At 66.1% G+C, this 23,532-nt stretch carries 22 protein-coding genes and 1 tRNA gene; 16 read left to right on the top strand and 7 right to left on the bottom strand.

The window, feature by feature from the left end; translation table 11 throughout:
- Positions 1 to 45: 45 nt before the first annotated feature.
- Together J8I34_RS07135 and J8I34_RS07140 are read right to left on the bottom strand one after the other, a co-directional pair.
- Positions 46 to 807 (bottom strand): fimbria/pilus periplasmic chaperone, encoded by a 762-nt coding sequence (locus J8I34_RS07135; protein ID WP_198030850.1) that lies wholly within the window; start codon positions 805 to 807, stop codon positions 46 to 48.
- A 180-nt stretch (positions 808 to 987) separates the two neighbouring features.
- Entirely contained in the window at positions 988 to 1,530 is a 543-nt protein-coding gene (locus J8I34_RS07140; RefSeq protein WP_029048817.1) for a fimbrial protein, read from the bottom strand.
- 380 nt (positions 1,531 to 1,910) lie between these two features.
- Between J8I34_RS07140 and J8I34_RS07145 the strand changes: the two genes are divergently transcribed.
- The 8 genes from J8I34_RS07145 (at position 1,911) to J8I34_RS07180 (ending at position 9,962) form a co-directional block, all read left to right on the top strand.
- Complete coding sequence (locus J8I34_RS07145) at positions 1,911 to 3,671, top strand: L,D-transpeptidase family protein (RefSeq protein WP_245175806.1); 1,761 nt, start codon at positions 1,911 to 1,913, stop codon at positions 3,669 to 3,671.
- A 30-nt stretch (positions 3,672 to 3,701) separates the two neighbouring features.
- Positions 3,702 to 4,262, top strand: coding sequence for a peptidoglycan L,D-endopeptidase MepK (gene mepK / locus J8I34_RS07150; RefSeq protein ID WP_209805701.1), 561 nt, complete (start codon positions 3,702 to 3,704; stop codon positions 4,260 to 4,262).
- Between the two features lie 277 nt (positions 4,263 to 4,539).
- Entirely contained in the window at positions 4,540 to 4,821 is a 282-nt protein-coding gene (locus J8I34_RS07155; RefSeq protein WP_209768141.1) for a UxaA family hydrolase, read from the top strand.
- Positions 4,822 to 4,876: 55 nt separating this feature from the next.
- A complete protein-coding gene (locus J8I34_RS07160; RefSeq protein WP_209805702.1) occupies positions 4,877 to 6,052 on the top strand; it encodes a UxaA family hydrolase in 1,176 nt (391 codons plus the stop codon).
- Entirely contained in the window at positions 6,052 to 6,987 is a 936-nt protein-coding gene (locus J8I34_RS07165; RefSeq protein WP_209805720.1) for a hydroxyacid dehydrogenase, read from the top strand. The genes J8I34_RS07160 and J8I34_RS07165 overlap by 1 nt, the downstream gene beginning before the upstream one ends.
- A complete protein-coding gene (locus J8I34_RS07170) occupies positions 6,984 to 8,009 on the top strand; it encodes an Ldh family oxidoreductase (protein ID WP_209805703.1) in 1,026 nt (341 codons plus the stop codon). Before J8I34_RS07165 ends, J8I34_RS07170 begins: the two co-directional genes overlap by 4 nt.
- A 77-nt stretch (positions 8,010 to 8,086) precedes the next feature.
- Positions 8,087 to 9,118 carry a Bug family tripartite tricarboxylate transporter substrate binding protein gene (locus tag J8I34_RS07175; protein WP_209805704.1) on the top strand — a complete coding sequence of 344 codons (1,032 nt, stop codon included), beginning with the start codon at positions 8,087 to 8,089 and terminating at the stop codon, positions 9,116 to 9,118.
- Positions 9,119 to 9,221: 103 nt separating this feature from the next.
- Positions 9,222 to 9,962 carry a GntR family transcriptional regulator gene (locus J8I34_RS07180; protein WP_029048824.1) on the top strand — a complete coding sequence of 247 codons (741 nt, stop codon included), beginning with the start codon at positions 9,222 to 9,224 and terminating at the stop codon, positions 9,960 to 9,962.
- 113 nt (positions 9,963 to 10,075) lie between these two features.
- Here the strand turns inward: J8I34_RS07180 and J8I34_RS07185 are convergent.
- The 5 genes from J8I34_RS07185 to J8I34_RS07205 all read right to left on the bottom strand — a co-directional run bounded on the left by J8I34_RS07185 (position 10,076) and on the right by J8I34_RS07205 (position 14,900).
- Positions 10,076 to 10,152 (bottom strand) — tRNA-Met (locus tag J8I34_RS07185).
- Positions 10,153 to 10,293: 141 nt separating this feature from the next.
- Entirely contained in the window at positions 10,294 to 11,991 is a 1,698-nt protein-coding gene (locus J8I34_RS07190) for an MFS transporter (protein ID WP_029048825.1), read from the bottom strand.
- A 251-nt stretch (positions 11,992 to 12,242) separates the two neighbouring features.
- Positions 12,243 to 12,566, bottom strand: coding sequence for a DUF4212 domain-containing protein (locus J8I34_RS07195; protein WP_029048826.1), 324 nt, complete (start codon positions 12,564 to 12,566; stop codon positions 12,243 to 12,245).
- A complete protein-coding gene (locus J8I34_RS07200) occupies positions 12,563 to 14,116 on the bottom strand; it encodes a sensor histidine kinase (RefSeq protein WP_029048827.1) in 1,554 nt (517 codons plus the stop codon). Before J8I34_RS07200 ends, J8I34_RS07195 begins: the two co-directional genes overlap by 4 nt.
- A gap of 94 nt (positions 14,117 to 14,210) precedes the next feature.
- Positions 14,211 to 14,900, bottom strand: coding sequence for a response regulator transcription factor (locus tag J8I34_RS07205; protein WP_029048828.1), 690 nt, complete (start codon positions 14,898 to 14,900; stop codon positions 14,211 to 14,213).
- 227 nt (positions 14,901 to 15,127) lie between these two features.
- On the opposite strand from J8I34_RS07205, the gene recA reads away from it, so the two are divergent.
- The 8 genes from recA (at position 15,128) to J8I34_RS07245 (ending at position 23,531) form a co-directional block, all read left to right on the top strand.
- Complete coding sequence (gene recA, locus J8I34_RS07210) at positions 15,128 to 16,183, top strand: recombinase RecA (protein WP_209805705.1); 1,056 nt, start codon at positions 15,128 to 15,130, stop codon at positions 16,181 to 16,183.
- 94 nt (positions 16,184 to 16,277) lie between these two features.
- Complete coding sequence (gene recX, locus J8I34_RS07215) at positions 16,278 to 16,745, top strand: recombination regulator RecX (protein WP_209805706.1); 468 nt, start codon at positions 16,278 to 16,280, stop codon at positions 16,743 to 16,745.
- Positions 16,746 to 16,951: 206 nt separating this feature from the next.
- A complete protein-coding gene (locus J8I34_RS07220) occupies positions 16,952 to 17,659 on the top strand; it encodes a DUF2889 domain-containing protein (RefSeq protein ID WP_209768153.1) in 708 nt (235 codons plus the stop codon).
- A gap of 91 nt (positions 17,660 to 17,750) precedes the next feature.
- Positions 17,751 to 18,917: an ADP-forming succinate--CoA ligase subunit beta gene (sucC, locus tag J8I34_RS07225; RefSeq protein ID WP_029048832.1), complete on the top strand. Its 1,167-nt coding sequence runs from the start codon at positions 17,751 to 17,753 to the stop codon at positions 18,915 to 18,917.
- A gap of 99 nt (positions 18,918 to 19,016) precedes the next feature.
- Complete coding sequence (sucD, locus tag J8I34_RS07230; protein WP_209768154.1) at positions 19,017 to 19,898, top strand: succinate--CoA ligase subunit alpha; 882 nt, start codon at positions 19,017 to 19,019, stop codon at positions 19,896 to 19,898.
- Positions 19,899 to 20,152: 254 nt separating this feature from the next.
- Positions 20,153 to 20,848, top strand: a complete 696-nt coding sequence (locus J8I34_RS07235; RefSeq protein WP_209805707.1) for a TerC family protein — start codon at positions 20,153 to 20,155, stop codon at positions 20,846 to 20,848.
- A 318-nt stretch (positions 20,849 to 21,166) separates the two neighbouring features.
- Positions 21,167 to 21,628: a pilin gene (locus tag J8I34_RS07240; protein WP_209805708.1), complete on the top strand. Its 462-nt coding sequence runs from the start codon at positions 21,167 to 21,169 to the stop codon at positions 21,626 to 21,628.
- A gap of 94 nt (positions 21,629 to 21,722) precedes the next feature.
- Positions 21,723 to 23,531, top strand: a complete 1,809-nt coding sequence (locus J8I34_RS07245) for a PglL family O-oligosaccharyltransferase (protein WP_209805709.1) — start codon at positions 21,723 to 21,725, stop codon at positions 23,529 to 23,531.
- The last annotated feature ends 1 nt before the right edge of the window (position 23,532 follow it).

Genomic DNA, 23,532 nt, shown 5'->3' on the forward strand with positions numbered 1-23,532 from the left:
CAGCGGCTGCCGAGAGGGCGTAACGGACCGTGGGTTGAGTGAGGGCTAGCGGGAGCCGGAGGCGCTCAGCGGCGCGCTGAATTTGTCCCTGCCGCCGAAGTCGTTGATGCAGTGCACGCGCACGGTGGCGCCGGCAGGGTTGCGGACGTCGCTGTCGAGGTGGAAGGTCGCGCTGGCGCCAGGCGCAATCAGGTCGAGGTCTGTCGCCTTGACAAGGTGCTCGCCGGCGATGACCTCGACGCTAACCGGCGACACGTGGTACGGCGTCGGGTTATGGGCCACCAGCACGGGCTTGCCGTCGCGGCTGCCGAGTTCCCAGCGCAACGCAGACGGCGCCTCCGTAGCACTGCCTGGCAGCCCGGCGGGGCGGAAAAACAGCTTGAAGCGCGAACGGAAAGCCATTTGCAGCGAGTTGACACCGGCTTCATCGGCGGACGGCTTCGGCGGGATTTCAAGCACGTTGAGCCAGAACAGCGATTCCTTGTCCTGCGGCAGCGGCTCGCCGGTATAGAGGATGCGCAGCGTCTGGCCCTTGCCCGGGTCGATGCGCGCGATCGGCGGCGTGACGGTGAAGGGCACTTCGATCGAGGTAGGCGTCGGGGTCGCTGTCCCGGCATCGACCCACGCCTGCGTGAGCGCGGGCGATTGCCCTTCGTTGGTCAGTTTTAGCGTGACTTCCTTGTCCGTGGCGCGATAGACCACGCGCGTGCCGCCGACGATGACGGAGGCGCTGGCGGGCAATGCGCACGATAACGCCAGCGCGGCCATGGGGACGGCCAGCAAGTTTCGCAGGGATGTGGACAGCATGGTGAGGCTGGAGAACAGGGCTTGAGGAACCAGTCGTTGGCAGGATCGGCAAGCACAGCAGAGGGAAATGGGGCGGCACGCGCCGCCAACATGGTGCGTGCCGACGCACCGGACCGCGCCACATGTGCGCCAGGCCCGGAATCGGATTTGCCCTTCAGGGAAATCTCAGCAACGCTGGCGTCATGGGTACGCGATGGTGTACATCACGCTGGAATTGGCCGCGCCCGCGGTGGCCTGGCCGGTGGCGACGTATTCGGCAAAGTAGGACAGGGTTGCCGCGCCGTTGACCAGGGGCACCGCCTGCGAGTTCTGGGCGCTGTCCGCAAAGCCGGCCTTGATCTGCGTGAAGTCGGCATTGAGCAGCCCGATCTGCACATTGCCCGCCGTGCCGGTGCCACTGTTGATCACGAGGTTGCCGGTGCTGGCATCGGTGGTCGGTCCCGGTTCGAAGTAGGTATGGATCGCGCCGGCAGCCAAATCGCAGTTCAGCGCAATGGTGAACGGGGTGCGGCCGGCGCGCGCACCCGCCGAGTTCAGCGTATTTGCGGACACCGTTGGCAGCGTGACGGTGAACGACTTCAAGCCGGTGCCATTGCCATTGATCTCGCACGAGTTGGGGGTGATGTTGCCGTTGAAGGTAATGGTGCCGTCGACGGCATGCGCGGATTGCGACGCGAAGACGATGCCGGCGGCAAGTACCACCGGTGCAAATGCGAATTTCATGTTGGGTCTCTTGGTTGTGGATGGCGTGCCGCCGCACGATTGCCGTGACACGCGGGCGTTCCAAGGCGGTGGCTGCATCCGGACATCGGAATTGCCTTGTGAACCGGGCCCAGTGTAGGAATATGGCGATACGCCCACCGTGTGAAACTTCCGAGCAAGCTGATTGAATCGGCTGAATTTGCCTACTCAACAAGCCGGACCGGTGACTTGCGTCGTTCAATGTGGTCTGAGGCGGACTGCCTGGGCATCTGCTCCGATTCGACGCTGGCGCGAAGCGGCCGCTGTGCGCTCCTGACGCCGCTTCCACAAGACGGGTAGACTGTGGGCGTGTGCCACGAAACGAGCCCATCCGCACGATGCCTTCGTTCCCGACAGCCGCCATGCGCCTGACCGGCGCCGGTCTTGCTGCAGCCAAGGCTGCTCTCCCTTCGCTTTGCCTGGGCGCGCGTCACGTCGGCGGCGACCGTCCGAGCCGCCGTCCCGGCAACATGAAGCTTGCGTTCGCCGCACTGCTGCTGGCAGGCGCCTTAGGAGCCCCGGTCCTGGCCCAGCCGCCTCAGCCGACCCAGACCCCACAAGCGCCACAAGCAGTACCACAGGCGCCACAGGCCTCGGTGCCACAAGCCACTCCGGCCCCTCAGGGACCACTGTGGTTCGCCCAGGGCAGGCCCATACCGGAGGCCAGGCAGGCGGTCGACGCGCTGTCCAGCTCGGCCGCTGATGGGCTCGATCCCCACGACTACGATGCCGAGGCGTTGCGGCAGGCAGTGCACCAGGCGGCCACCGGGCCGGCCCTCGCAACGGATGCCGCCGCCCGTCTCGACGCCGCGCTGAGCGCCGCGATGGAGCGCATGCTGGCCGATCTGCACAGCGGCCGCATCAATCCAAGCGCGGTCCGGGCCAATTTCGCGCCACAGGATGAACGCCCGTATGACGCTGCGACGGTGCTGCGCGAAGCGGTCGCGCAGCATCGCCTGCCGGACGCCGTGCGCCAGGCCGCCCCCACTTTCCCGCTGTATGGCACGCTGCGCGCGGCATTGGCCCGCTACCGCGAGATCGCCGCGCAGCCGGTCTGGGCGCAAGCGCTGCCGGCGCTGCCCGCGGGCAAGCTGACGCCGGGACAGCCGTGGGCGGGCACTGCCGCGCTGACGGCGCGCCTGGTGGCGCTCGGCGACCTGCCGGCCGGTACGAAGCCACCGGCGCGCTATGAAGGCGCACTCGTCAACGGCGTCAAGGCGTTCCAGTCGCGGCACGGGCTGCAGGCCGACGGCGTGGTCGGCGCCGGAACGCTGGCGCAACTTAATCTGCCCATGGCCAGCCGGGTGCGGCAGATCGAACTGACCATGGAGCGGATGCGCTGGACCCCGCTGGATGGCCCGCGCATGATCGTGGTCAACGTGCCGGAGTTCATGCTGCGCGCCTACGAGATCCGCGACGGCAAGCTCGACATCAAGCTGGAGATGAAGGTGATCGTCGGCAAGGCGCTGGACACGCGCACGCCGTTGTTCGAGGAAGACATGCGCTACATCGAGTTCAGCCCGTACTGGAATGTGCCGCCATCGATCGCCAAGCGCGAGACGGTGCCCCGGCTGCGGCGCGATCCGGCGTATTTCAACCGGCAGGGCTTCGAGTTCGTGGCCGGCGACGGCAAGGCCGTGACCACGCTGTCCGAGGACAACCTGGAGGCCGTGCTCAATGGCCGCATGCGCATCCGGCAGCGCCCCGGCCCCATGAATGCGCTGGGCGACATCAAGTTCGTGTTCCCCAACAACGAAAACATCTACCTGCACCACACCCCGACGCCGCAGTTGTTCAAGCGCGACCGGCGCGACTTCAGCCACGGCTGCATCCGCGTGGAATCCCCAGTGGCACTGGCGCAGTTCGTGCTGCAGGATATGCCAGACTGGAACGAGGCGCGTATCCGCGAGGCGATGACACGCGGGAAGTCGAACACGGTGAGGCTGCAGCAACCGCTGCCGGTGGTGCTGGCCTATGGCACGGTCATCGCCCGGGCCGATGGTCGTGTATCCTTCCTGCCTGACATCTACGGTCACGACAAACTGCTGGACAAGGCGCTGCGGCAACGCAACGGGCGCCCCTCGCCGCCAGCCATAGCGCGCGCCGCTGCTGCCAAGCAGTAAGGCGCGCCCAGCACATGCAGAGGAAGTACCATGAATGATGCGACGCGCAAGGCACGCCGCCGCTTTCTACATACCACCGGAGGCCTGGCACTGGCCGCCGGCCTGATGCCCCTGGCGCCGCGCCAGGCGCTTGCCAGCCTGCCCGATGCGCGCTCGCTGGCCTTCGACCATACCCATACCGGCGAGCGCATCAAGCTCGTCTATGCCGTCGGCGACAGCTTTGTTCCCGAGGCGCTCACGTCGCTCAATGGTTTCCTGCGCGACCACTATTCCGGCCAGGTAGGCGTGATCGATCCGCAACTGTTCGACCTGCTGTACCAGGTGCGCCGGGAACTCGGTACCAGCGAACCGTTCCAGGTCATCTCGGGGTATCGCAGCCCGGCCACCAATTCACGCCTGCGGAACTCGCGTGGCGGCGGGGTCGCCAGGCACAGCCTGCACATGGACGGCAAGGCCATCGACATCCGCGTCGCCGGTGTGCCGCTGGACGACCTGCGCGATGCCGCGAAGACGCTGAAGGGCGGCGGTGTCGGTTTTTACCAGGGCGAGCAATTCGTACACCTGGATACGGGCCGGGTACGCTACTGGTAACCGCTGCGGCAGGCCGTCACCGCTTGCGCTCCCGATAGCTGGCCGGGCACGCCGATGCCCGGCACGGCGGTCTTGAACAGGCCGCTCCCACGGCAGCACCTCCTTCCCCACGACACCGCCACGGAATGATCGGCAGGTCAGCGATGACCTGCCGCAATCCCGCGCGCGCTACGCGCCCATTCACGCTCAACTAAGTGATATATATGAGTTGGTTGACATGGATCACTGGTTTGCCTAACATGAATCCACCAAGACGACCCACACAGAGGAGACAACGATGATTCACGTAGTGCTGCACGACGCCAAGGACACCGTGGCGGTGGCCGTGGTGGAAGGGATCCAGGCCGGTACCAAGCTCAACGCCTGGATCATGGATGAGGACAAGATCGTGACCGTGACCGCGCTACAGCCGATCCCCATCGGCCACAAGGTGGCCCTGTGCGACATGGATCCCGACGACACCGTCTACAAGTACGGCATCGACATTGGCAAGGTGGTGGCGCCGATCAAGGCGGGCGAACACGCCCACGTCCACAACATCAAGACCAAGCGCTGGTAAGCCGCGCCCCGTCCCCGCCATTCATCTCCCCACCCCCATACCCGAGACCCAAGCCATGTCCGTGATCGATCAAAACACCACCTTCTGGGGCTACCGCCGCGACAACGGCCGCGTCGGCGTGCGCAACCACGTCATCATCCTGCCGCTGGACGACCTGTCCAACGCCGCCGCCGAGGCGGTTGCCGTCGCCATCAAGGGCACCATGGCGATTCCCCATCCGTATGGCCGGCTGCAGTTCGGGCCGGACCTCGACCTGCACTTCCGCACGCTGATCGGCGCGGGCAGCAATCCCAACGTCGCCGCCGTGGTGGTGATCGGCATCGAGGATGGCTGGACCAAGAAGGTGGTCGATGGCATCGCCAAAACCGGCAAGCCGGTGGTCGGCTTCGGCATCGAGGGCCATGGCGACCATGACACCATCATGCGGGCGTCGAAGGCCGCGAAAGAGTACGTGCAATACGCCACCGCGCTGCACCGCGTGGAATGTCCGATCAGCGAGTTGTGGGTGTCGACCAAGTGCGGCGAGTCGGATACCACCTCCGGCTGCGGCGCCAACCCGACCGTCGGCAATGCCTTCGACAAGCTGCATCCGCTCGGCACCACGCTGGTCTTCGGCGAGACCTCCGAGCTGACCGGCGGCGAACATATCGTGGCGGCGCGCTGCGCCAACGACGAAGTGCGCCACCAGTTCATGGCCATGTTCGAGCGCTACCAGGGCATGATCGACCGCTGGAAGACTTCGGACCTGTCGGAGTCGCAGCCGACCAAGGGCAATATCGCCGGTGGCCTTACCACGATCGAAGAGAAGGCGCTGGGCAACATCCAGAAGATCGGCAAGAAGTGCACGGTCGACGGCGTCCTCGACAAGGCCGAGGAGCCGACCCACCCGGGCCTGTGGTTCATGGATTCGTCGTCGGCCGCGGCGGAGATGGTCACGCTGTGCGCCGCCGCAGGCTATGTGGTGCATTTCTTCCCGACCGGGCAGGGCAACGTGATCGGCAATCCGATCGTGCCGGTAATCAAGCTGTGCGCCAACCCGCGCACGGTGCGGCTGATGAGCGAGCACATGGACGTCGATTGCTCGGGCCTGCTGCAGCGCGAGCTGACGCTGGACCAGACCGGCGACAAGCTGCTCGAGTGCATGATGGCCACGATCAACGGGCGCTGGACCGCGGCGGAAGCGCTCGGTCACCGCGAGTTCGTGCTGACCCGCATCCACGAGTCGGCATGATGAAGCGGATCTGCATCAGCGAGTTCATGGACGATGCCGCGGTGCAGGCGCTGCGGGCGGGCTTTGACCTGCGCTACGAGCCGGGCTGGGTGGACCGCCGCGCCGAACTGCTCGATGCGCTGCCCGGCGCGCAGGCGCTGATCGTGCGCAACCGCACGCAGGTCGACGCCGCGCTGCTGGCCGGTGCGCCGTCGCTGCGCGTGGTCGGGCGGCTCGGGGTCGGGCTCGACAATATCGATGTCGATGCCTGCCGCGAGCGCGGCATCCGCGTGATCCCCGCGGCCGGGGCCAATGCGCGCTCGGTGGCCGAGTACGTGGTCATCACTGCGGCGCTGCTGCTGCGCGGCGCCTACGGCAGCAGCGCGCAAGTGGCCGCGGGGCAGTGGCCGCGCGCACGCCTGTCGGAGGGCAGGGAGGCACTCGGCAAGACGCTGGGGCTGGTGGGCTTCGGCGACATCGGCAGGCAGGCCGCCGCGCTGGCGCAGGCGTTCGGCATGCAGGTAGTGGCGCATGACCCGATGCTGTCCGCGGCCGACCCGGCATGGGCGCGGACCGGCGTGCGCAGCGTCGCGCTCGACGCGCTGCTGGCGCAATCCGACGCGGTCAGCCTGCATGTGCCGCTGGTCGCTGCTACGCGGCATCTGCTCGACGCGCAGCGAATCGCCGGCATGAAGCGTGGCGCGGTGCTGATCAACACCGCCCGCGGCGGCGTGGTCGACGAGGCGGCGCTGGCGCAGGCGCTGCGCAACGGGCATCTCGGCGGTGCCGCGCTCGACGTCTTCGAGCATGAACCCCTGCCCGCAGGCAGCGTGCTCGCCGACGTGCCCAACCTGATCCTGACGCCGCATATCGGCGGCGTGACACAGGAGGCTAATGCGCGGGTGTCGATGATGATCGCGCAACAGGTGCGGCAGACGCTGGAGGACATGACATGAGCCGGGTGCCGATCACGCAATTGGAGCGGATCGCCAACGCCGCGCTGCGGCGTGCGGGGGCGAGCAAGCTGCAGGCCGACGCGACGGCCGCGGCGCTGGTGCGTGCCGATGCGGCGGGGCTGGCATCGCATGGCGTATCGCGCGTACCGATGTATGTGGCGCACCTGCACGCGGACCGTGTCGACGGCCACGCCACGCCCACGGTGCGCTCCGGACGCGGCAGTGCCGCGCTGGTCGATGCGGGGTGCGGCTTTGCCTTCCCGGCATGCGACCTGGCAATCGCCGAGGCAATGGGCCGGGCCTATGAAACCGGTGTCGGTGTCGCGGCGGTCAACAACAGCCATCACTTTGGCGCGGCCGCGCTGCCGCTCGACGCGGTGGCGCGCGTCGGCATGGTTGGCATCGCCATGGGCAATTCGCCTGCCGCGATGCCCGCCTGGGGCGGGCGGCGCCCGCTGTTCGGCACCAACCCCATTGCTGCGGTGTTTCCGCGCCGGGGCCACGCGCCGGTCGTGATCGACCTGTCGTTGTCGGAGGTCGCACGCGGCAAGATCATGGTGGCCGCGAAGCAGGGCAAGCCGATTCCGCTGGGCTGGGCTTTGGACGAGACTGGCCAGCCAACCACCGATGCGCAGGCCGCGCTGCGTGGCTCGATGCTGCCCGCGGGCGGCGTCAAGGGCGCGATGCTGGCGCTGATGGTCGAGCTGCTGGTGACCTCGCTGGCCGGCGCCAGCTTCGGCGCCGAAGCGGATTCCTTTTTCACCGACGCCGGCAACCGGCCGCGAATCGGCCAGCTCTTCATGGTGCTGGACCCTGGCGCGTTCGCAGGCTCCGACGCTTATGCCGGGCGTGTCGAAGCCCTGTTGCAGGCAATGCTGGATGACGAGGGCACGCGCCTGCCCGGCGCGCGGCGCGATGCCGCGCACGCCGACGCGCAGGCCCACGGCATAGACATCCCCGACGCCCTGCTCGATGCGCTTCGCGAACTGGCGGGCGAGGCGCTGCAGGAGGGCAAGGCCTAGCGGTTTTCGATTCGATTCCCACCACGAAAGCGGACCCGACACAGAACGGGCCAGCGACCACAAAACGGAGACACACCATGTATCGAGGTTTGATTCGCACCGCGCTCAGGTACGGAGCCGGCGCGCTTGTCGCGTTGTCCGCAGTATCCACGCTCACCGGACTGGCCTCGGCGCCGGCTGCCGCACAGGGCACCGCGCAGGCGTCGGTGCCCGCCCATGACTATCCAGGCAAGCCGATCCGCTACGTGGTCCCGTTTGCGGCCGGTGGCCTGACGGACATCATGGCGCGCCTGGTCGGGCATCAGCTCGCGGAAGAGTGGAAGCGGCCCGTGGTGGTGGACAACAAGCCCGGCGGCAACGCGAACATCGGCGCCGACCAGGTCGCGAAGGCACCCGCCGACGGCTATACCTGGCTCGCGGTCACGCTGACGCATGCCTCCAATGTCACGCTGTTCCCCAAGCTGCCGTTCAGCATGCAAAAAGACCTGGTGCCGGTGGCGCGCATCGCCTCGTCGCCGATGCTGGTGGTGGTGCCGGCCAGTTCGCCGGTCAAGTCGATGAAGGACCTGGCCGCGGCGGCGCAGAAGGGCAAGCTCAATGCCGGCTCCAGCGGCAACGGCACACCGCCGCACCTGACGCTGGCGCTGTTCGAGAGCCAGACCGGCGCCAACCTGACCCATGTGCCGTACAAGGGCGGGGCGCCGTCGATGACCGATCTGATCGGCGGCCAGATCGAGGTGGTGTTCTCCAATTTCCCGGAGTCGCTGGCCTATGTGAAGGGCGGCAAGCTGCGCGCGCTGGCGGTGACCACGCGCGAGCGGCATCCGCTGCTGCCCGACGTGCCGACCGTGGCCGAGGCGGGCTTTCCCGACCTGATCGTCGAGAACTGGACCGGCCTGATGATGCCGGCGGGAACGCCCAGGCCGATCGTCGACAAGGTCGCGGCGTCGGTGGCGCGCATGCTGCAGTCCGACGCGCTGCGCGAGCGCATCGTGGCGGCGGGGTTCAGCCCGGCGCCGCAGACCAGCGGCCCCTTCGCCGAATACTTCAACGGCGAGGTGACGCGGTGGGCACGGCTGATCGAAGAGAAGCACATCCGCGCCGAATAACACCGGCAGGGCGTGACGGGGCCTCCGGTATGATCTGGCTTATCCAGATGAATCGGCCCGCGCAGCCGGCAAGGCGGCGCGGGCCAGCGAACAGGGATCTAACGTGGGTGCCAGATTTGATGCCGCCAGTGCGATCGGCGGCGTCCTGTACAAGGACGTCAAGCAGGCCATTCTCTCCGCGCTGGCGGAGGGTGAGTGGAAGCCGGGAGAAGCCATTCCGTCCGAGCGCAAGCTGATCGAACGCTTTGGCGTGTCGATCGGCACGTTGCGCAAGGCAATCGACGAACTGGTGGCCGAAGGCATCATGATCCGGCACCAGGGCCGCGGCACCTTCGTCGCCACGCACCGGCAGGAGGATCACTTCTTCCGCTTCTTCCGTATCGTGCGCCAGGACGGCCATCGCGAATATCCGACCGTACGCCTGGCCAGGTTCCGGCGCGCGAAGGCCGACAAGGACGAGGCGGCCGCCCTCGGGCTGGCCGTGGGCGAACCCGTGTTTCGCTTCGCCAATGTCCTGTCGCTGGAAGGCACGCCGATGATGATCGATGCCATCACCGTGCCGGAAGAGCGCTTCAAGGGCCTGACGGAGAAGCAGCTGCGCGAGCGGCCCAATACGCTCTACAACTTCTACCAGGATACCTTCGGCATCAATATCATCCGCACCGAAGAGCGGCTGCGCTCGGCGCTGGCGGACGAAGATGACCACGAGCTGCTGGGGGTTGCCGTAGGCAGTCCGTTGCTGAAGATCCTGCGCGTGGCCTCGTCCTACCGCGACGAGCGGATCGAGTACCGCGTGTCACGGCTGGATACGAGCCGGCATGAGTTCCTGTTGTCGCAGCCGTAGGGCGTGACGCTTCCGGCATCGAGAGCTGCCGGCAGCGCGCCCGGCAGTCCAACGCCTGGCAATCCAAAGCAAAAAGCCGCGTTCTCTTGCGAGAACGCGGCTTTTCAAATAGATGGTGGCGAATCAGGGACTCGAACCCCGGACCTGCGGATTATGATTCCGTCGCTCTAACCGACTGAGCTAATTCGCCAACGAAGACTGAGATTATACATGGGCTTTCGGCACTGTCAACACCCTCGTGCGAAGATTTTTGCGGGGCACCGGCGTCCATGAAAAAACGGCAGGCCGGGGCGGCCTGCCGTTGTGGTCACGGTCTCGCCCAGCCGACCGTTCAGTCGTGGGCGTAGATGTCCACGTCCTTGGTTTCCCGCACGAACAGCGCACCGATCACGAAGGTGATGGCCGCGATGATGATCGGGTACCACAGGCCGTAGTAGATATTCCCGTTCTGGGCCACCAGCGCGAACGAGATGGTGGGCAGCAGGCCGCCGAACCAGCCGTTGCCGATATGGTAGGGCAGCGACATCGAGGTATAGCGGATGCGGGTCGGGAACAGCTCCACCAGCATGGCGGCGATCGGGCCGTAGACCATGGTCACGTAGATCACCAGGATGACCAGGATCACCAGCACCATGATCGTGTTCATCTGCGCCGGGTCTGCCTTGGCCGGGTAGCCGGCGGCGGACATGGAACTGCTGACTTCCTTCTTGAACGCCGCGATCTGGGCCTTGCTGGCCTCGTCGAAGCTGTGGCCGTTGGCGAGCTTGGCGTCGAAGGCCTTGATCTCCTTGTCGCCGATCTTCACCGAGGCCACCGTGCCGGCCGGCGCGTTCACCACCTCATAGCTGGCCGAAGACTGGGCCAGGGTACGCTTGGCGATATCGCACGAACTGCGGAAGTCGATCTCGCGGGCGATCGGGCTGCCCTGGAACGAGCACTGCTTCGGATCCGCGGTCACCACGATCTGCGCGGTCTGCTGCGCGCGCTCCAGCGCCGGGTTGGCGTAGTGGGTCAGCGCCTTGAACAGCGGGAAGTAGGTCAGCACGGCCAGCGCGCAGCCCACCATGATGATCCACTTGCGGCCGATCTTGTCCGACAGCGAGCCGAAGAAGATAAAGAACGGCGTGCCGATCACCAGTGCGCCGGCGATCAGCAGGTTGGCCGTCTTGGCATCGACCTTGAGCACCTGCGTCAGGAAGAACAGCGCGTAGAACTGGCCGGTGTACCAGACCACGGCCTGGCCGGCGGTCAGGCCGAGCAGGGCCAGGATCACGATCTTCAGGTTGCGCCACTGCGCGAACGACTCGGTCAGCGGTGCCTTGGAGGTCTTGCCTTCGGCCTTCATGCGCTGAAATGCCGGCGATTCGTTCATCGACAGCCGGATGTACACCGACGTCCCCAGCAGCAGGATCGACAGCAGGAACGGGATGCGCCAGCCCCACACTTCAAAGCTCGGTCCGGTCAGTTCGCGGCACAGCAGGATCACGATCAGCGACAGGAACAGGCCCAGCGTGGCGGTGGTCTGGATCCACGAGGTGTACGATCCGCGCTTGCCGTGCGGCGCGTGCTCGGCCACGTAGGTGGCGGCGCCGCCGTACTCGCCGCCGAGCGCCAGGCCCTGCAGCATGCGCAGCGCGATCAGGATCACCGGGGCGGCCCAGCCGATGGTGGCAAAGCCGGGCAGCAGGCCGACGATGAAGGTCGACAGGCCCATGATCAGGATGGTCACCAGGAAGGTGTACTTGCGCCCGATCATGTCGCCGAGGCGGCCGAACACCAGCGCGCCGAACGGCCGGACGATAAAGCCGGCGGCGAAGGCGAGCAGTGCGAAGATGAAGGCCGAGGTCGGATCCAGCCCGGCGAAGAACTGCTTGGCGATGATCGCCGCCAGTGAGCCGTACAGATAAAAGTCGTACCACTCGAATACCGTGCCCAGCGACGAGGCAAGGATCACCTTGCGCTCCTCGTGTGTCATCGGTGCGTTTTGCGTGCCCCCTCCGGGTACCGCAACGTTTTGCACGTTTGCCATCTTGTCTCCTCCGTCTGGAATGGATCTCGGGCAAGGCGCGGCAACATCGCGGAAAAGGCCCGTGCCGCTGGCCGGGAGCCTGAGTTGCAGAGGATTGTGGTTCGCGAAACTTACTGAGTTCTGACAGATTTCGGCGCGCAACCGCCAAAAATGTCGGGGTATACGCTAGCCGTTTTCAGGGCCGCGCATGCTGCGGTGCAGCCAGCCTTGGCTCATGCCCGGCATTGCCTGGCGGCTCCGCCGGCATATCGCTATGCAGCATCGGAGCCGGGCCCGCGCATGGCGCCCTGCGAAGGCCGGGGGGTGGGCGCGTCAGCTTCGTCGTGCGTTTCGTCGGCGCGGTTCATGCGCCAGGCGTAGAGGGCGGCCATCAGCACGTAGACCACCAGCGCACCCTGCGCGCCCACCCAGAACGAGAACGGCCAGCCGAAGAAGTCAAAGCGCAATTCGCGCGCGAACCACGCCACCACGAAGGTGACCACGAACCAGACCGCCAGCAGTCCGGCAATCCAGCGCAGGTTGCGGTGCCAGGCCTGGCGCTGGCGCGCCTCGGCGAGGTCGGGGGTGTCGTTCATGGTGCGGAGAGATCGGTGGGGCGGCGCAGTGTCACGCGGAAATGCGCGCCGGCCAGGCGCGGCGATTGCTGGTAGACGTGGTCGGATATCTGCACATCGCCGCCGTGCTGCTGCACGATCTCGCGCACGATGGCCAGGCCCAGCCCGCTGCCTTCGGTATTGGTGCCGAGCACGCGGTAGAAGCGCTCCATCACGCGTTCGCGGTCGGCCGGTGCAATGCCCGGGCCGGTATCTTCCACGTCCAGGTAGGCAAACGGCTCGAAGGCATCGGCGCTGACGCGCACCGTCGCGTGCCCGCCGCGCGGCGTGTAGCGGATGGCATTGTCGAGCAGGTTGTTGAGCATCTCGGTCAGCATCAGCCGGTTGCCCAGCACGGTCACCGGGTGGTCGTCGGCTTCCAGCCCCAGGTCGATGTCGCGCGCCCAGGCTTGCGGCAGCCAGTCCTTGACCACCTCGCGCGCCAGCGCACCCAGGTCGAGCTCGCCCATGCCGCCGGCGCCGGCCAGGTTTTCCATGCGCGCCAGCGACAGCAACTGCGTAACCAGGTGCGCGGTGCGCTCGGAGCTGCCCGCAATCTGCGCCAGCGAGCGCCGCAGCTCTTCCGGCGACTGCTCTCGCTGCGCCAGCTCGGCCTGCATGCGCAGCCCCGCCAGCGGGGTCTTCATCTGGTGCGCGGCATCGGCGATAAAGCGCTTCTGCGTCTGCACCGACTGGTCCAGCCGCGCCAGCAGGTCGTTGAACGATCCCACCAGCGGCGTGATCTCCTGCGGTGCGGCGCGCTCGTCGATGGGACTGGTGTCGCCCGGGTTGCGCGCGCGGATGCGCTGCTGGATCGCGGTCAGCGGCGCCAGCCCGCGCGAGAGCCCGAACCACACCAGCACCACCGCCAGCGGCAGGATCACGAACTGGGGCAGGATCACGCCCTTGATGATCTCGTTGGCCAGGCGCGCGCGCTTGTCGAGCGTCTCGGCCACCTGCACCAGCACCGGCTGGTTGCCGCTGACATGGCGCAGGTCGACGTAGGTGTAGGCCACGCGCACGTCGTTGCCGGCGACGCGGTCGTCGCGCAGCGACACCAGGCCGGCGTGGCCCTGGTCTTCTTCCGATGGCAACGGCAGGTCGTGGTCCCCGGCGATGTACTCGCCGTGCTTGCCGACCACCTGGTAATAGATACTGTCGGTCTCGTCCGCGCGCAGGATCTCGCGCGCCGACAGGGGCAACTGCAGCGTGACGCGGCCGTTGACCTCGCGCACCTGCTGCGATAGCACGATGGCGCTGGCCTCCAGCGCCCGGTCGAACGGGCCGTTGGCGATCGACTTGGCGACCAGGTAGGTCACCGCGATGCTCATTGGCCACAGCAGCAGCAGCGGCGCCAGCATCCAGTCGAGGATCTCGCCGAACAGCGAGCGCGGCGCGGGCGTGGCCGTGCTTTCCTCCAGGTGCGGCAGTGCGTCGGCCAGTTCCTGGTCGGCGGTGCCCGCGGGCGTGGCAGGGGAGGGTGGCGGCACGGCGCGGTGCGCGCGCCGCCAGGGCAGTTGCAGCAGGCTCATCTCGACGGTGGTCGTTCGGGTGCGGTCGTGCTCGCCTGCAAGGGTGGGGCTAAGGTACGGGCCGCGTCAATGGGGCCACATCAACAGGGCCGCGTCAGTGCTGCGCGGCCACGGCCGGCTGGAATTTTTCCAGGCAGTAGCCCAGGCCGCGTACCGTGGCGATGCGGATGCCGCCCACCTCGATCTTTTTGCGCAGGCGGTGCACGTAGACTTCGATGGCGTTGTTGCTGACTTCTTCGCCCCACTCGCACAGGTGGTCGACCAGCTGTTCCTTGGACACCAGCCGCCCGCAGCGCGTGAGCAGGATCTCCAGCAGGCCGAGCTCGCGCGCCGACAGGTCGAGCATCTGCTCGTTCAGGTAGGCGATGCGGCCGACCTGGTCGAAGGCCAGCGGCCCGTGCCGCATCAGCGTGGCGCCGCCACCGGCGCCGCGGCGCACCAGCGCGCGCACGCGCGCTTCCAGCTCGGACAGCGCAAAGGGCTTGGCCATGTAGTCGTCGGCGCCCAGGTCCAGGCCCTTGACGCGTTCGTCGACGCTGTCGGCCGCGGTCAGGATCAGCACCGGCAGCATCGCGCCGCGGGCGCGCAGGCGCTTGAGCACCTCCAGGCCGGACATGCGCGGCAGTCCCAGGTCGAGGATCAGCAGGTCGAAGGTCTGGGTGGAGAGGGCCGAGTCGGCGCCCAGCCCGTCGGCGACGTGGTCGACGGCATAACCCGAGTGGCGTAACGACCGCGTCAGGCCATCGGCCAGCGTGTCGTCATCTTCGGCGATCAGAATACGCATGGTTGTCTCCACCCCTGGCCGGCATAGCCGGGCACTCGAGAATGGGCGCGATGGGGCTTGCCAAGCATACTGTTTTTTTATACAGTACCCGCACATTCCGCTGGGGCCGCCCTGGGATGACCCCTGAGTGGCGGCCGCGCGGACAGCCGGGCCGGCGCTGGAGCCGGCAAAAGCCGGTGCCGCGCCACATGCGGCCTATTTATACACCATTTGATTCAAGGACGACCATGGACGACAAGAAGGCAGGTGCCGGCGTGAGCGCCGAGAAGCAGAAGGCGCTTGCCGCCGCGCTCTCCCAGATCGAGAAGCAGTTCGGCAAGGGCTCGATCATGCGCCTGGGCGACGGCGAGGTCGAGAAGGACATCCAGGTGGTCTCCACCGGGTCGCTCGGCCTGGACATCGCGCTTGGCGTCGGCGGCCTGCCGCGCGGCCGCGTGGTCGAGATCTATGGTCCGGAATCGTCGGGCAAGACCACGCTGACGCTGCAGGTCGTGGCCGAGATGCAGAAGCTGGGCGGCACCTGCGCCTTTATCGACGCCGAGCATGCGCTGGATGTCAGCTACGCCGGCAAGCTGGGCGTGAACGTCGGCGACCTGCTGATCTCGCAGCCGGACACCGGCGAGCAGGCGCTGGAAATCACCGACGCGCTGGTGCGCTCGGGCTCGATCGACCTGATCGTGATCGACTCGGTGGCGGCGCTGGTGCCCAAGGCCGAAATCGAAGGCGAAATGGGCGACTCGCTGCCCGGCCTGCAGGCCCGCCTGATGAGCCAGGCGCTGCGCAAGCTGACCGGCACCATCAAGCGCACCAACTGCCTGGTGATCTTCATCAACCAGATCCGCATGAAGATCGGCGTGATGTTCGGCTCGCCGGAAACCACCACCGGCGGCAATGCGCTGAAGTTCTACGCCTCGGTGCGCCTGGATATCCGCCGCATCGGCTCGATCAAGAAGGGTGACGACGTCATCGGCAACGAGACCAAGGTCAAGGTGGTCAAGAACAAGGTTTCGCCGCCGTTCCGCGAAGCCTTCTTCGACATCCTGTACGGCCAGGGCATCTCCCGCCAGGGCGAGATCATCGACCTGGGCGTGGATGCCAAGATCGTCGAGAAGGCGGGCGCGTGGTACAGCTACAACGGCGACAAGATCGGCCAGGGCAAGGACAACGCACGCGAGTACCTGCGCGAGAACCCGGACATCGCCGAAGAAATCGAGAACAAGGTGCGTGCCGCGCTGGGCGTGGCGCCGACCAACGTCGTGCCGGCCGAAGCGCTGGAAGACTGAGCGCCAGCCAGCCGCTGGAGCAACCGAAGGGCCGGGGCATCGCCGATGCGCCGGCCTTTTTGTTTAGGCCCGCGGTGGAAACTTCACGATCTCAATGGCCACCCGTCCCCCCCTGTCCCTGAAGGCCCGCGCCGTCGGCTACCTGTCGCGCCGCGAGCACAGCCGGGCCGAACTGGCGCGCAAGCTGGCGCCCCATGCCGAATCGCCGGAGCAGCTCGAGCAACTGCTCGATGCGCTCGAGCGCGAGAACTGGCTGTCCAACCAGCGCTTTGCCGACAGCCTGGTCCATCGCCGCGGCGCCCGCTACGGCGCGGCCAGGGTGATGCAGGAAGCCAAGACCCACAAGCTGGACAGCGAACAGCTGGGCGAACTGCAGGAAAGGTTGCGCGCCACCGAGACCGAGCGTGCCCGCGAGGTCTGGCGCAAGCGTTTCGGCGTGCCGCCGGATACGCCGGAGGCGCGTGCCAAGCAGATCCGCTTCATGGTGGCGCGGGGATTCGCGCGCGCGGTGGTCAGCAAGATCATCCAGGGCGCTGACGAAGCGTACGGCGACGACGACTGAGCATCCGGGTGTGGCGTCGTCCGCATTTAATGAGCCATTACCTGCACTGGCATCAGGGTGTATCGGCGCGCCGTCGCCCGACAATGCGGCGCGACAGTCGCCGCACAAGGATGTTCCCGGGCAAACCAGCGCGGCATGTTAAACTCCGCAGGTTATTCGGTGCTCCGGCGCCGCCGTTCCCAAGCCCCCAGTATTCCAGCCTGGCCATGCCTCTGTCCCAGCCCGTCAACCGCTCCCTGCGCCACCGCCGTGCCATCACGGCCGAGGCGTACCAGAGAGAAGACGGCCTGTGGGATGTCGAGGTGCGCCTGACCGACACCAAGCCCCGCGATATCGAACTTGCCGGCGACCGTATCCGCCCGGTGGGGCAGCCCCTGCACGACCTGTGGCTGCGCGTCACGATCGACGAGGACATGACGGTGCTGGATGCCGAGGCCTGCTCCGACTGGGTGCCGTACCCGTCGCAGTGCGACACCATCGGCCCGGCCTACCGCAAGCTGATCGGCCTGAACCTGCGCAAGGGCTTCCGCAAGGCGGTGCGCGAGCGCCTGGGCGGCATCAATGGCTGCTCCCACCTGACCGAAGCCGCCGGCGTGCTGCCCAGCACCGCGATCCAGGCGTTTGCCGGCGAAGTCATCAGTATCCGCGACAACGGCGAGGACGATCCGAATCCGGAGCCGCCCTATCAGTTGCACGGCTGCCACGCGCTGCGTTTTGACGGCGAGGTGGTTCGTGAGTTTTACCCGCGCTGGTATGGTCACCAGCCGACGCCCAAGCCAAGGGCCGAGGCCGCACCTGCCGTCGCAACCGCGCCTCGGGCGCCCGCCGTGGCCAATGGCGACCGCGGTGGTCAAGCCAATGACGACGGCAACGACGCTGTCCCGGCCGACAGGCCAACCGGCACTTCCGGCTGATTCTCAGGATCGGCCAGCCAGACGAGAGAGTTCGTCTCCTTTTTCAGATTCTTCCCTTCTACCTTTTACGCCTACCCGAAAGGAAACACGCATGAATATCCATGAGTATCAAGGCAAGGAAATCCTGCGCAAATACAATGTGCCGGTTCCGCGCGGCATCCCCGCGTTCTCGGTTGACGAGGCCCTGAAGGCCGCAGAACAGCTCGGCGGCCCGGTGTGGGTTGTCAAGGCGCAGATCCACGCGGGTGGCCGCGGCAAGGGCGGCGGCGTCAAGGTTGCCAAGAGCATGGACGAGGTCAAGCAATACGCCTCGAACATCCTGGGCATGCAGCTGGTCACGCACCAGACCGGTCCGGAAGGCAAGAAGGTCAACCGCCTGCTGATCGAAGAAGGCGCCGACATCAAGAAGGAACTGTACGTTTCGCTGGTGGTGGACCGCGTTTCGCAGAAGATCGCGCTGATGGCGTCGAGCGAAGGCGGCATGGACATCGAGGAAGTCGCTGCCCACACCCCGGAAAAGATCCACACCCTGATCATCGAGCCGTCGACCGGCCTGACCGACGCTGACGCCGACGACATCGCCCGCAAGATCGGCGTGCCCGACGCGAGCGTGGCGCAAGCCCGCCAGGCCCTGCAAGGCCTGTACAAGGCGTTCTACGACACCGACGCCTCGCTGGCCGAAATCAACCCGCTGATCCTGACCGGCGACGGCAAGGTCATCGCCCTGGACGCCAAGTTCAACTTCGACTCGAACGCGCTGTTCCGTCATCCGGAAATCGTCGCCTACCGTGACCTGGATGAAGAAGACGCCAACGAAATCGAGGCCTCGAAGTTCGACCTGGCCTACATCTCGCTGGACGGCAACATCGGCTGCCTGGTGAACGGCGCCGGCCTGGCCATGGCCACCATGGACACCATCAAGCTGTTCGGCGGCGAGCCGGCCAACTTCCTCGACGTGGGCGGCGGTGCCACCACCGAGAAGGTGACCGAAGCCTTCAAGCTGATGCTGAGCAACAAGAACGTGCAGGCCATCCTGGTCAACATCTTCGGCGGCATCATGCGTTGCGACGTGATCGCCGAAGGCGTGATCTCGGCTTCGAAGGCCGTGCACCTGACGGTGCCGCTGGTCGTGCGCATGAAGGGTACCAACGAAGAGCTGGGCCGCAAGATGCTGGCCGAGTCGGGCCTGCCCATCATCTCGGCCGACACGATGGAAGAAGCCGCCCAGAAGGTGGTGGCCGCTGCCGCTGGCAAGTAAGCCGTCGCACGAACGCAACCATACGCGAACGCGAGCGGTACGTAGGCGCTTTGACGAGCGCCCGCGCGTACCGCTCGTCGCCAAGCAAAGGATTACAGCATGTCGATTCTGATCAACAAAGACACCAAGGTCATCACCCAGGGCATCACCGGCAAGACCGGCCAGTTCCACACCCGTGGCTGCCGCGACTACGCCAATGGCAAGAACGCCTTCGTCGCAGGCGTGAACCCGAAGAAGGCCGGCGAAGACTTCGAAGGCATTCCCATCTACGCCAGCGTCAAGGACGCCAAGGCCCAGACCGGCGCCACCGTGTCGGTCATCTACGTGCCGCCCGCAGGCGCCGCTGCCGCGATCTGGGAAGCCGTTGACGCCGACCTGGACCTGGTGGTCTGCATCACCGAAGGCATCCCCGTGCGCGACATGATGGAAGTCAAGGACCGCATGCGCCGCGAGAACAAGAAGACCCTGCTGCTGGGGCCGAACTGCCCGGGCCTGATCACGCCGGACGAAATCAAGATCGGCATCATGCCGGGCCACATCCACAAGAAGGGCCGCATCGGCGTGGTGTCGCGCTCGGGCACGCTGACGTACGAAGCCGTGGGCCAGCTGACCGCGCTGGGCCTGGGCCAGTCGTCGGCTGTCGGCATTGGTGGCGACCCCATCAACGGCCTGAAGCACATCGACGTGATGAAGATGTTCAACGACGATCCGGACACGGACGCCGTGGTCATGATTGGTGAGATCGGTGGTCCGGACGAGGCCAACGCCGCCCACTGGATCAAGGACAACATGAAGAAGCCGGTGGTTGGCTTCATCGCTGGCGTGACCGCGCCTCCGGGCAAGCGCATGGGCCACGCCGGCGCGCTGATCTCGGGCGGTGCCGACACCGCCCAGGCCAAGCTGGAAATCATGGAAGCCTGCGGTATCAAGGTGACCAAGAACCCGTCGGAGATGGGCCGCCTGCTGAAGGCGATGCTGTAAGGTCTGCTTGCCGTTCCCGCTGTCGCGGGAATGACAGACTTGTGATGCCCCCGCCCTTCTGGCGGGGGCATTCTCTTTTACGGCGAGTGATTCGGGGGTCACGAAAACCCCGGAACATTACAGGATTGAAATCTAATCGAAAGGTTCGTGGGTTAAACAGTCATGTCTGCGCTTTCAGACATCCGAACACCCGTCAGATGACGGGGCGCGCCACGCATAGAACCGCCACTACATAGAACTCGAGGAGCCTACCCGTGGAACTGCTGTCTTCCACCACTTTCTGGATTGCGTTGGGATCGATCATCCTGACCAACATCGTCCTGTCCGGCGACAACGCGGTGGTGATCGCGCTCGCCTCGCGCAACCTGCCGCCCGCCCAGCAGAAGAAGGCCATCTTCTGGGGCAGCGCTGCCGCCATCATCATGCGCGTGGTGCTGACCGTGGCCGCGGTCAAGCTGCTGAGCCTGCCATACCTGAAGATCGTCGGCGCCGTGCTGCTGGTCTATATCGGCGTGCAGCTGCTGACCGGCGATGACGACGAGGAAGGCCACGACGGCAAGGACAATATCTGGGCCGCCATCCGCACCATCCTCATCGCCGACCTGGTGATGTCGCTGGACAACGTGGTCGCCGTGGCCGCCGCCGCGCAGAAGGGCCCCGAGGGCAGCCAGCTGATGCTGCTGATTATCGGCCTGGGCCTGTCGATCCCGCTGATCGTGTTCGGCAGCACGCTGCTGCTCAAGGTGATGGAACGCTTCCCGGTCATCATCGTGCTGGGCGCCGCGCTGCTGGGTTACCTGGCTGGTGAGATGCTGGTCAGCGACCCGGTCGATGCCGCATGGTTTGAAGTCCACGTGCCGCACGCCCACCTGGTATTCGGCGCCGCCGGCGCGATCCTGGTGGTGATCATTGGCAAGATGCTGAACCGCCGGTCGCCGCAGACGGCCTGACGGGTATTGCTTCGCACGGAAGGGCGGCCGGTTGGCCGCCCTTTTTTGTTGCCAACTGGCGGACATCCTTTGTCGGTGCGATTTCCAACTAACTCATGTGAGTGATCGCACATTTTGTCGCTTCGGCGGGTGGTAGTGCGCCCAGGTGACAAAATTTGGCGCAAGCGGTCAGTTTCCCTCTGTCGGGTGACGAAATTTGTCGTTTTTTGCTCCCTACGGACGTGGGATATGGCTGGCACGCTTACTGCTGATTAGTTCCCGCGTCACGAAACCGAAGACGTGCAACGCTTAACCAAAATCTCTTCGAGGGGTCAAATCATGCAACGGGTACAAAAACTGAAGAAGCTGGGCCGTCGTATTCAGAAGGGCTTTACGCTGATCGAACTGATGATCGTGGTGGCGATCATTGGTATTTTGGCGGCGATCGCGATTCCGCAGTATCAGGACTATGTGACGCGCGCACGCTGGTCGGACAACATTACTTCCGTAGCAGCGCTGAAGATGGCAGTTGCCCAGTGCTTGCAAGAGAACGGCGGCGTGTTGGCTTCGTGCGATACCGTCGCCAAACTGACGACGACTGTTGGCTATCCTGGCACCCAGAACCCGCCCAATGGCACGGTTGCCCTCACGGCTGCAACTGCGGCGATCGTTATCACGGGCGCAGTGCAATTGCCCGCGTGTACGGTAACGATGTCCCCGACCGTCGGCACCAACGCTGTTACCTGGGCGTCGGTAACCGGTGGTGGGGCCACTTGCACCAGGGCACAAACTGGCGTTTAAGCAGGCAATCTCCGCTGTGGAAAGCGCCTTCGGGCGCTTTTTCTTTGCCCGTGCCACAAGCTATCATGCGCCTTTCCCCAAACTAGGCGCCTCAATGCCGCCGTCCCGGACAACCCTCCCGTCGGCTGCCCTCATCGCAGCAATCGTCTTCCCGCTGCTAGTTTCCAGGCATACGCTCCCACTCGCGACGTTCTACGGCGAATGGGCTGCCGCATGCTGCGCGCTTGCCCTGGTCTCGTTCCTGGCGCTTCGCACGCCCGCCACACCAGCGGCAACCACGACGATTTCACTGCCGTGGGTAGCCTTGCTGTTCCTCTGGCTCGCCGCCGTCGGCCTGACACGCACCGCGCTCGGCCACGTCGATATCACCGGCAGCGCCACCCTGACCGTCCTGACCCTATTGCTCGGCGCAGCCGTGACATGCGCCGCATGGTCGTACCGCCGCAATCGAGTATCGGAATCGCTCAACGCCGGCGACACCCTTGCCATCGCCTTCCTGATCGCCGGCCTGCTCGGCACCGTCACGCAGTGGGTGCAGCTCTTCCATCTCGAGCGCAGCGCCTTCGGTCTCGTTTCCACCTACTTCTACGACGACAACCGCCGCCTCTGGGGCAACCTGAACCAGCCCAACCACCAGGCCACCGTGCACGGTCTCGCACTGGTCGCATCAGTCTGGCTGGCATCGCGCGGCAGGCTGCGCTTCCCGATGTGGCTGGCAGCCGTGGCATTGCTGGAAAGCGGCGTCGTGCTATCCGGATCGCGCACTGGCGTGCTGCATGTCGGGCTGGCCGCCGTCTACGCGCTGGTGGCCGCATGGCTGGCACGCGGCACGCCGCGCGAAGTGGATCCGATGCGGCGCACGACCGGACTGCTGGTGGCCGCGGTCGCCATGATCGTGATGCTGCTGGTGCTGCAGCCAGCGATCCGCGCCGCCGGCCAGTTTCTTGACTGGCGTTTGTTCGACACCATCGCGCAGCTGGAAGCCGAAGACCAGATGTCCGCACGTGGCGCGCTCTGGGCGCATGCGCTGGCGATGTTCCGCGCGCATCCATGGCTCGGCGTCGGCTGGGGCGAGTTCGGGTGGGCGCAGTTCATGCAGCTGCCTCAGGTCGGCGTGAAGGTGGAGATGTCCCTGCACGCCCATAACGCGGTGCTCGATCTGCTGGCCAAGACCGGCATCGCCGGCACGCTCGGCGCCGCGCTGATTCTCGCGGCATGGCTGTGGCGCGTGGTGCGGGCGCGGCTCTGGCAGGCTGAAAATGGGGAACGTCGCGAGACGGTGCTGATGTTGGCATGGCTGGCGATGCTGTGCGCGCATTCCATGCTCGAATATCCGCTGCACTACCTGTACTTCTTCCTGCCGTTCTGTTTCCTCCTGGGCTGGCTGGAGCCTGCCGCCGTCGGACCATGGCGAGTCCCGGCCGGCGTGGCAAAGGGCCTGAGCGTGGCATTCGTGGCGCTTGCCGTCGCGATCCTGGCAACCATGTGGCAAGACTACCGCCGCGCCGAAGCACGCGAATACGCCGCGAGCGAAACCCGGAACACCTTGCCGATGCCGCGCTTCTGGTTCCGCCAGCATGCGCAGGCCGATGCCGCAGGGCTGGCCGTCATCACGCCACGGAACGCAGCCGAACTGCTGCCCGCGCATATCGCCGCGGTGCATTTGCTGCCGACCCCCACGATGATCGCGCGCACGGCGTGGCTGCTGGCGCTGACAGGCGATGCCGCGCAGGGCCGGCTGTGGATGGAACGGCTGCGCTGGTACTACCTCGGCGATGAAGCGACACAGTACGCCGAGATCGCGAAGGCATGCCGCGAGTTGTCCGAGGGCGAACGCCCGCAGGCGTTCTGCGCCTGGGTCATCGACCGCTCGCGCCGGCTCTCGGCGTGGGGACGCAACTGAC

The organism is Cupriavidus phytohabitans (assembly GCF_017815025.1).
GTDB lineage: Bacteria > Pseudomonadota > Gammaproteobacteria > Burkholderiales > Burkholderiaceae > Cupriavidus.

Coding starts and splice junctions, on each gene's coding strand:
- J8I34_RS07140 (WP_029048817.1), bottom strand. CDS start 1,530: ATGAAATTCGCATTTGCACCGGTGGTACTTGCCGCCGGCATCGTCTTC.
- J8I34_RS07195 (WP_029048826.1), bottom strand. CDS start 12,566: ATGAACGACACCCCCGACCTCGCCGAGGCGCGCCAGCGCCAGGCCTGG.
- mepK (WP_209805701.1), top strand. CDS start 3,702: ATGAATGATGCGACGCGCAAGGCACGCCGCCGCTTTCTACATACCACC.
- sucD (WP_209768154.1), top strand. CDS start 19,017: ATGTCGATTCTGATCAACAAAGACACCAAGGTCATCACCCAGGGCATC.
- J8I34_RS07165 (WP_209805720.1), top strand. CDS start 6,052: ATGAAGCGGATCTGCATCAGCGAGTTCATGGACGATGCCGCGGTGCAG.
- J8I34_RS07245 (WP_209805709.1), top strand. CDS start 21,723: ATGCCGCCGTCCCGGACAACCCTCCCGTCGGCTGCCCTCATCGCAGCA.
- J8I34_RS07145 (WP_245175806.1), top strand. CDS start 1,911: ATGCGCCTGACCGGCGCCGGTCTTGCTGCAGCCAAGGCTGCTCTCCCT.
- J8I34_RS07155 (WP_209768141.1), top strand. CDS start 4,540: ATGATTCACGTAGTGCTGCACGACGCCAAGGACACCGTGGCGGTGGCC.
- J8I34_RS07200 (WP_029048827.1), bottom strand. CDS start 14,116: ATGAGCCTGCTGCAACTGCCCTGGCGGCGCGCGCACCGCGCCGTGCCG.
- J8I34_RS07205 (WP_029048828.1), bottom strand. CDS start 14,900: ATGCGTATTCTGATCGCCGAAGATGACGACACGCTGGCCGATGGCCTG.
- J8I34_RS07170 (WP_209805703.1), top strand. CDS start 6,984: ATGAGCCGGGTGCCGATCACGCAATTGGAGCGGATCGCCAACGCCGCG.
- J8I34_RS07190 (WP_029048825.1), bottom strand. CDS start 11,991: ATGGCAAACGTGCAAAACGTTGCGGTACCCGGAGGGGGCACGCAAAAC.
- J8I34_RS07160 (WP_209805702.1), top strand. CDS start 4,877: ATGTCCGTGATCGATCAAAACACCACCTTCTGGGGCTACCGCCGCGAC.
- J8I34_RS07135 (WP_198030850.1), bottom strand. CDS start 807: ATGCTGTCCACATCCCTGCGAAACTTGCTGGCCGTCCCCATGGCCGCG.
- J8I34_RS07220 (WP_209768153.1), top strand. CDS start 16,952: ATGCCTCTGTCCCAGCCCGTCAACCGCTCCCTGCGCCACCGCCGTGCC.
- recX (WP_209805706.1), top strand. CDS start 16,278: ATGGCCACCCGTCCCCCCCTGTCCCTGAAGGCCCGCGCCGTCGGCTAC.
- recA (WP_209805705.1), top strand. CDS start 15,128: ATGGACGACAAGAAGGCAGGTGCCGGCGTGAGCGCCGAGAAGCAGAAG.
- J8I34_RS07175 (WP_209805704.1), top strand. CDS start 8,087: ATGTATCGAGGTTTGATTCGCACCGCGCTCAGGTACGGAGCCGGCGCG.
- J8I34_RS07240 (WP_209805708.1), top strand. CDS start 21,167: ATGCAACGGGTACAAAAACTGAAGAAGCTGGGCCGTCGTATTCAGAAG.
- sucC (WP_029048832.1), top strand. CDS start 17,751: ATGAATATCCATGAGTATCAAGGCAAGGAAATCCTGCGCAAATACAAT.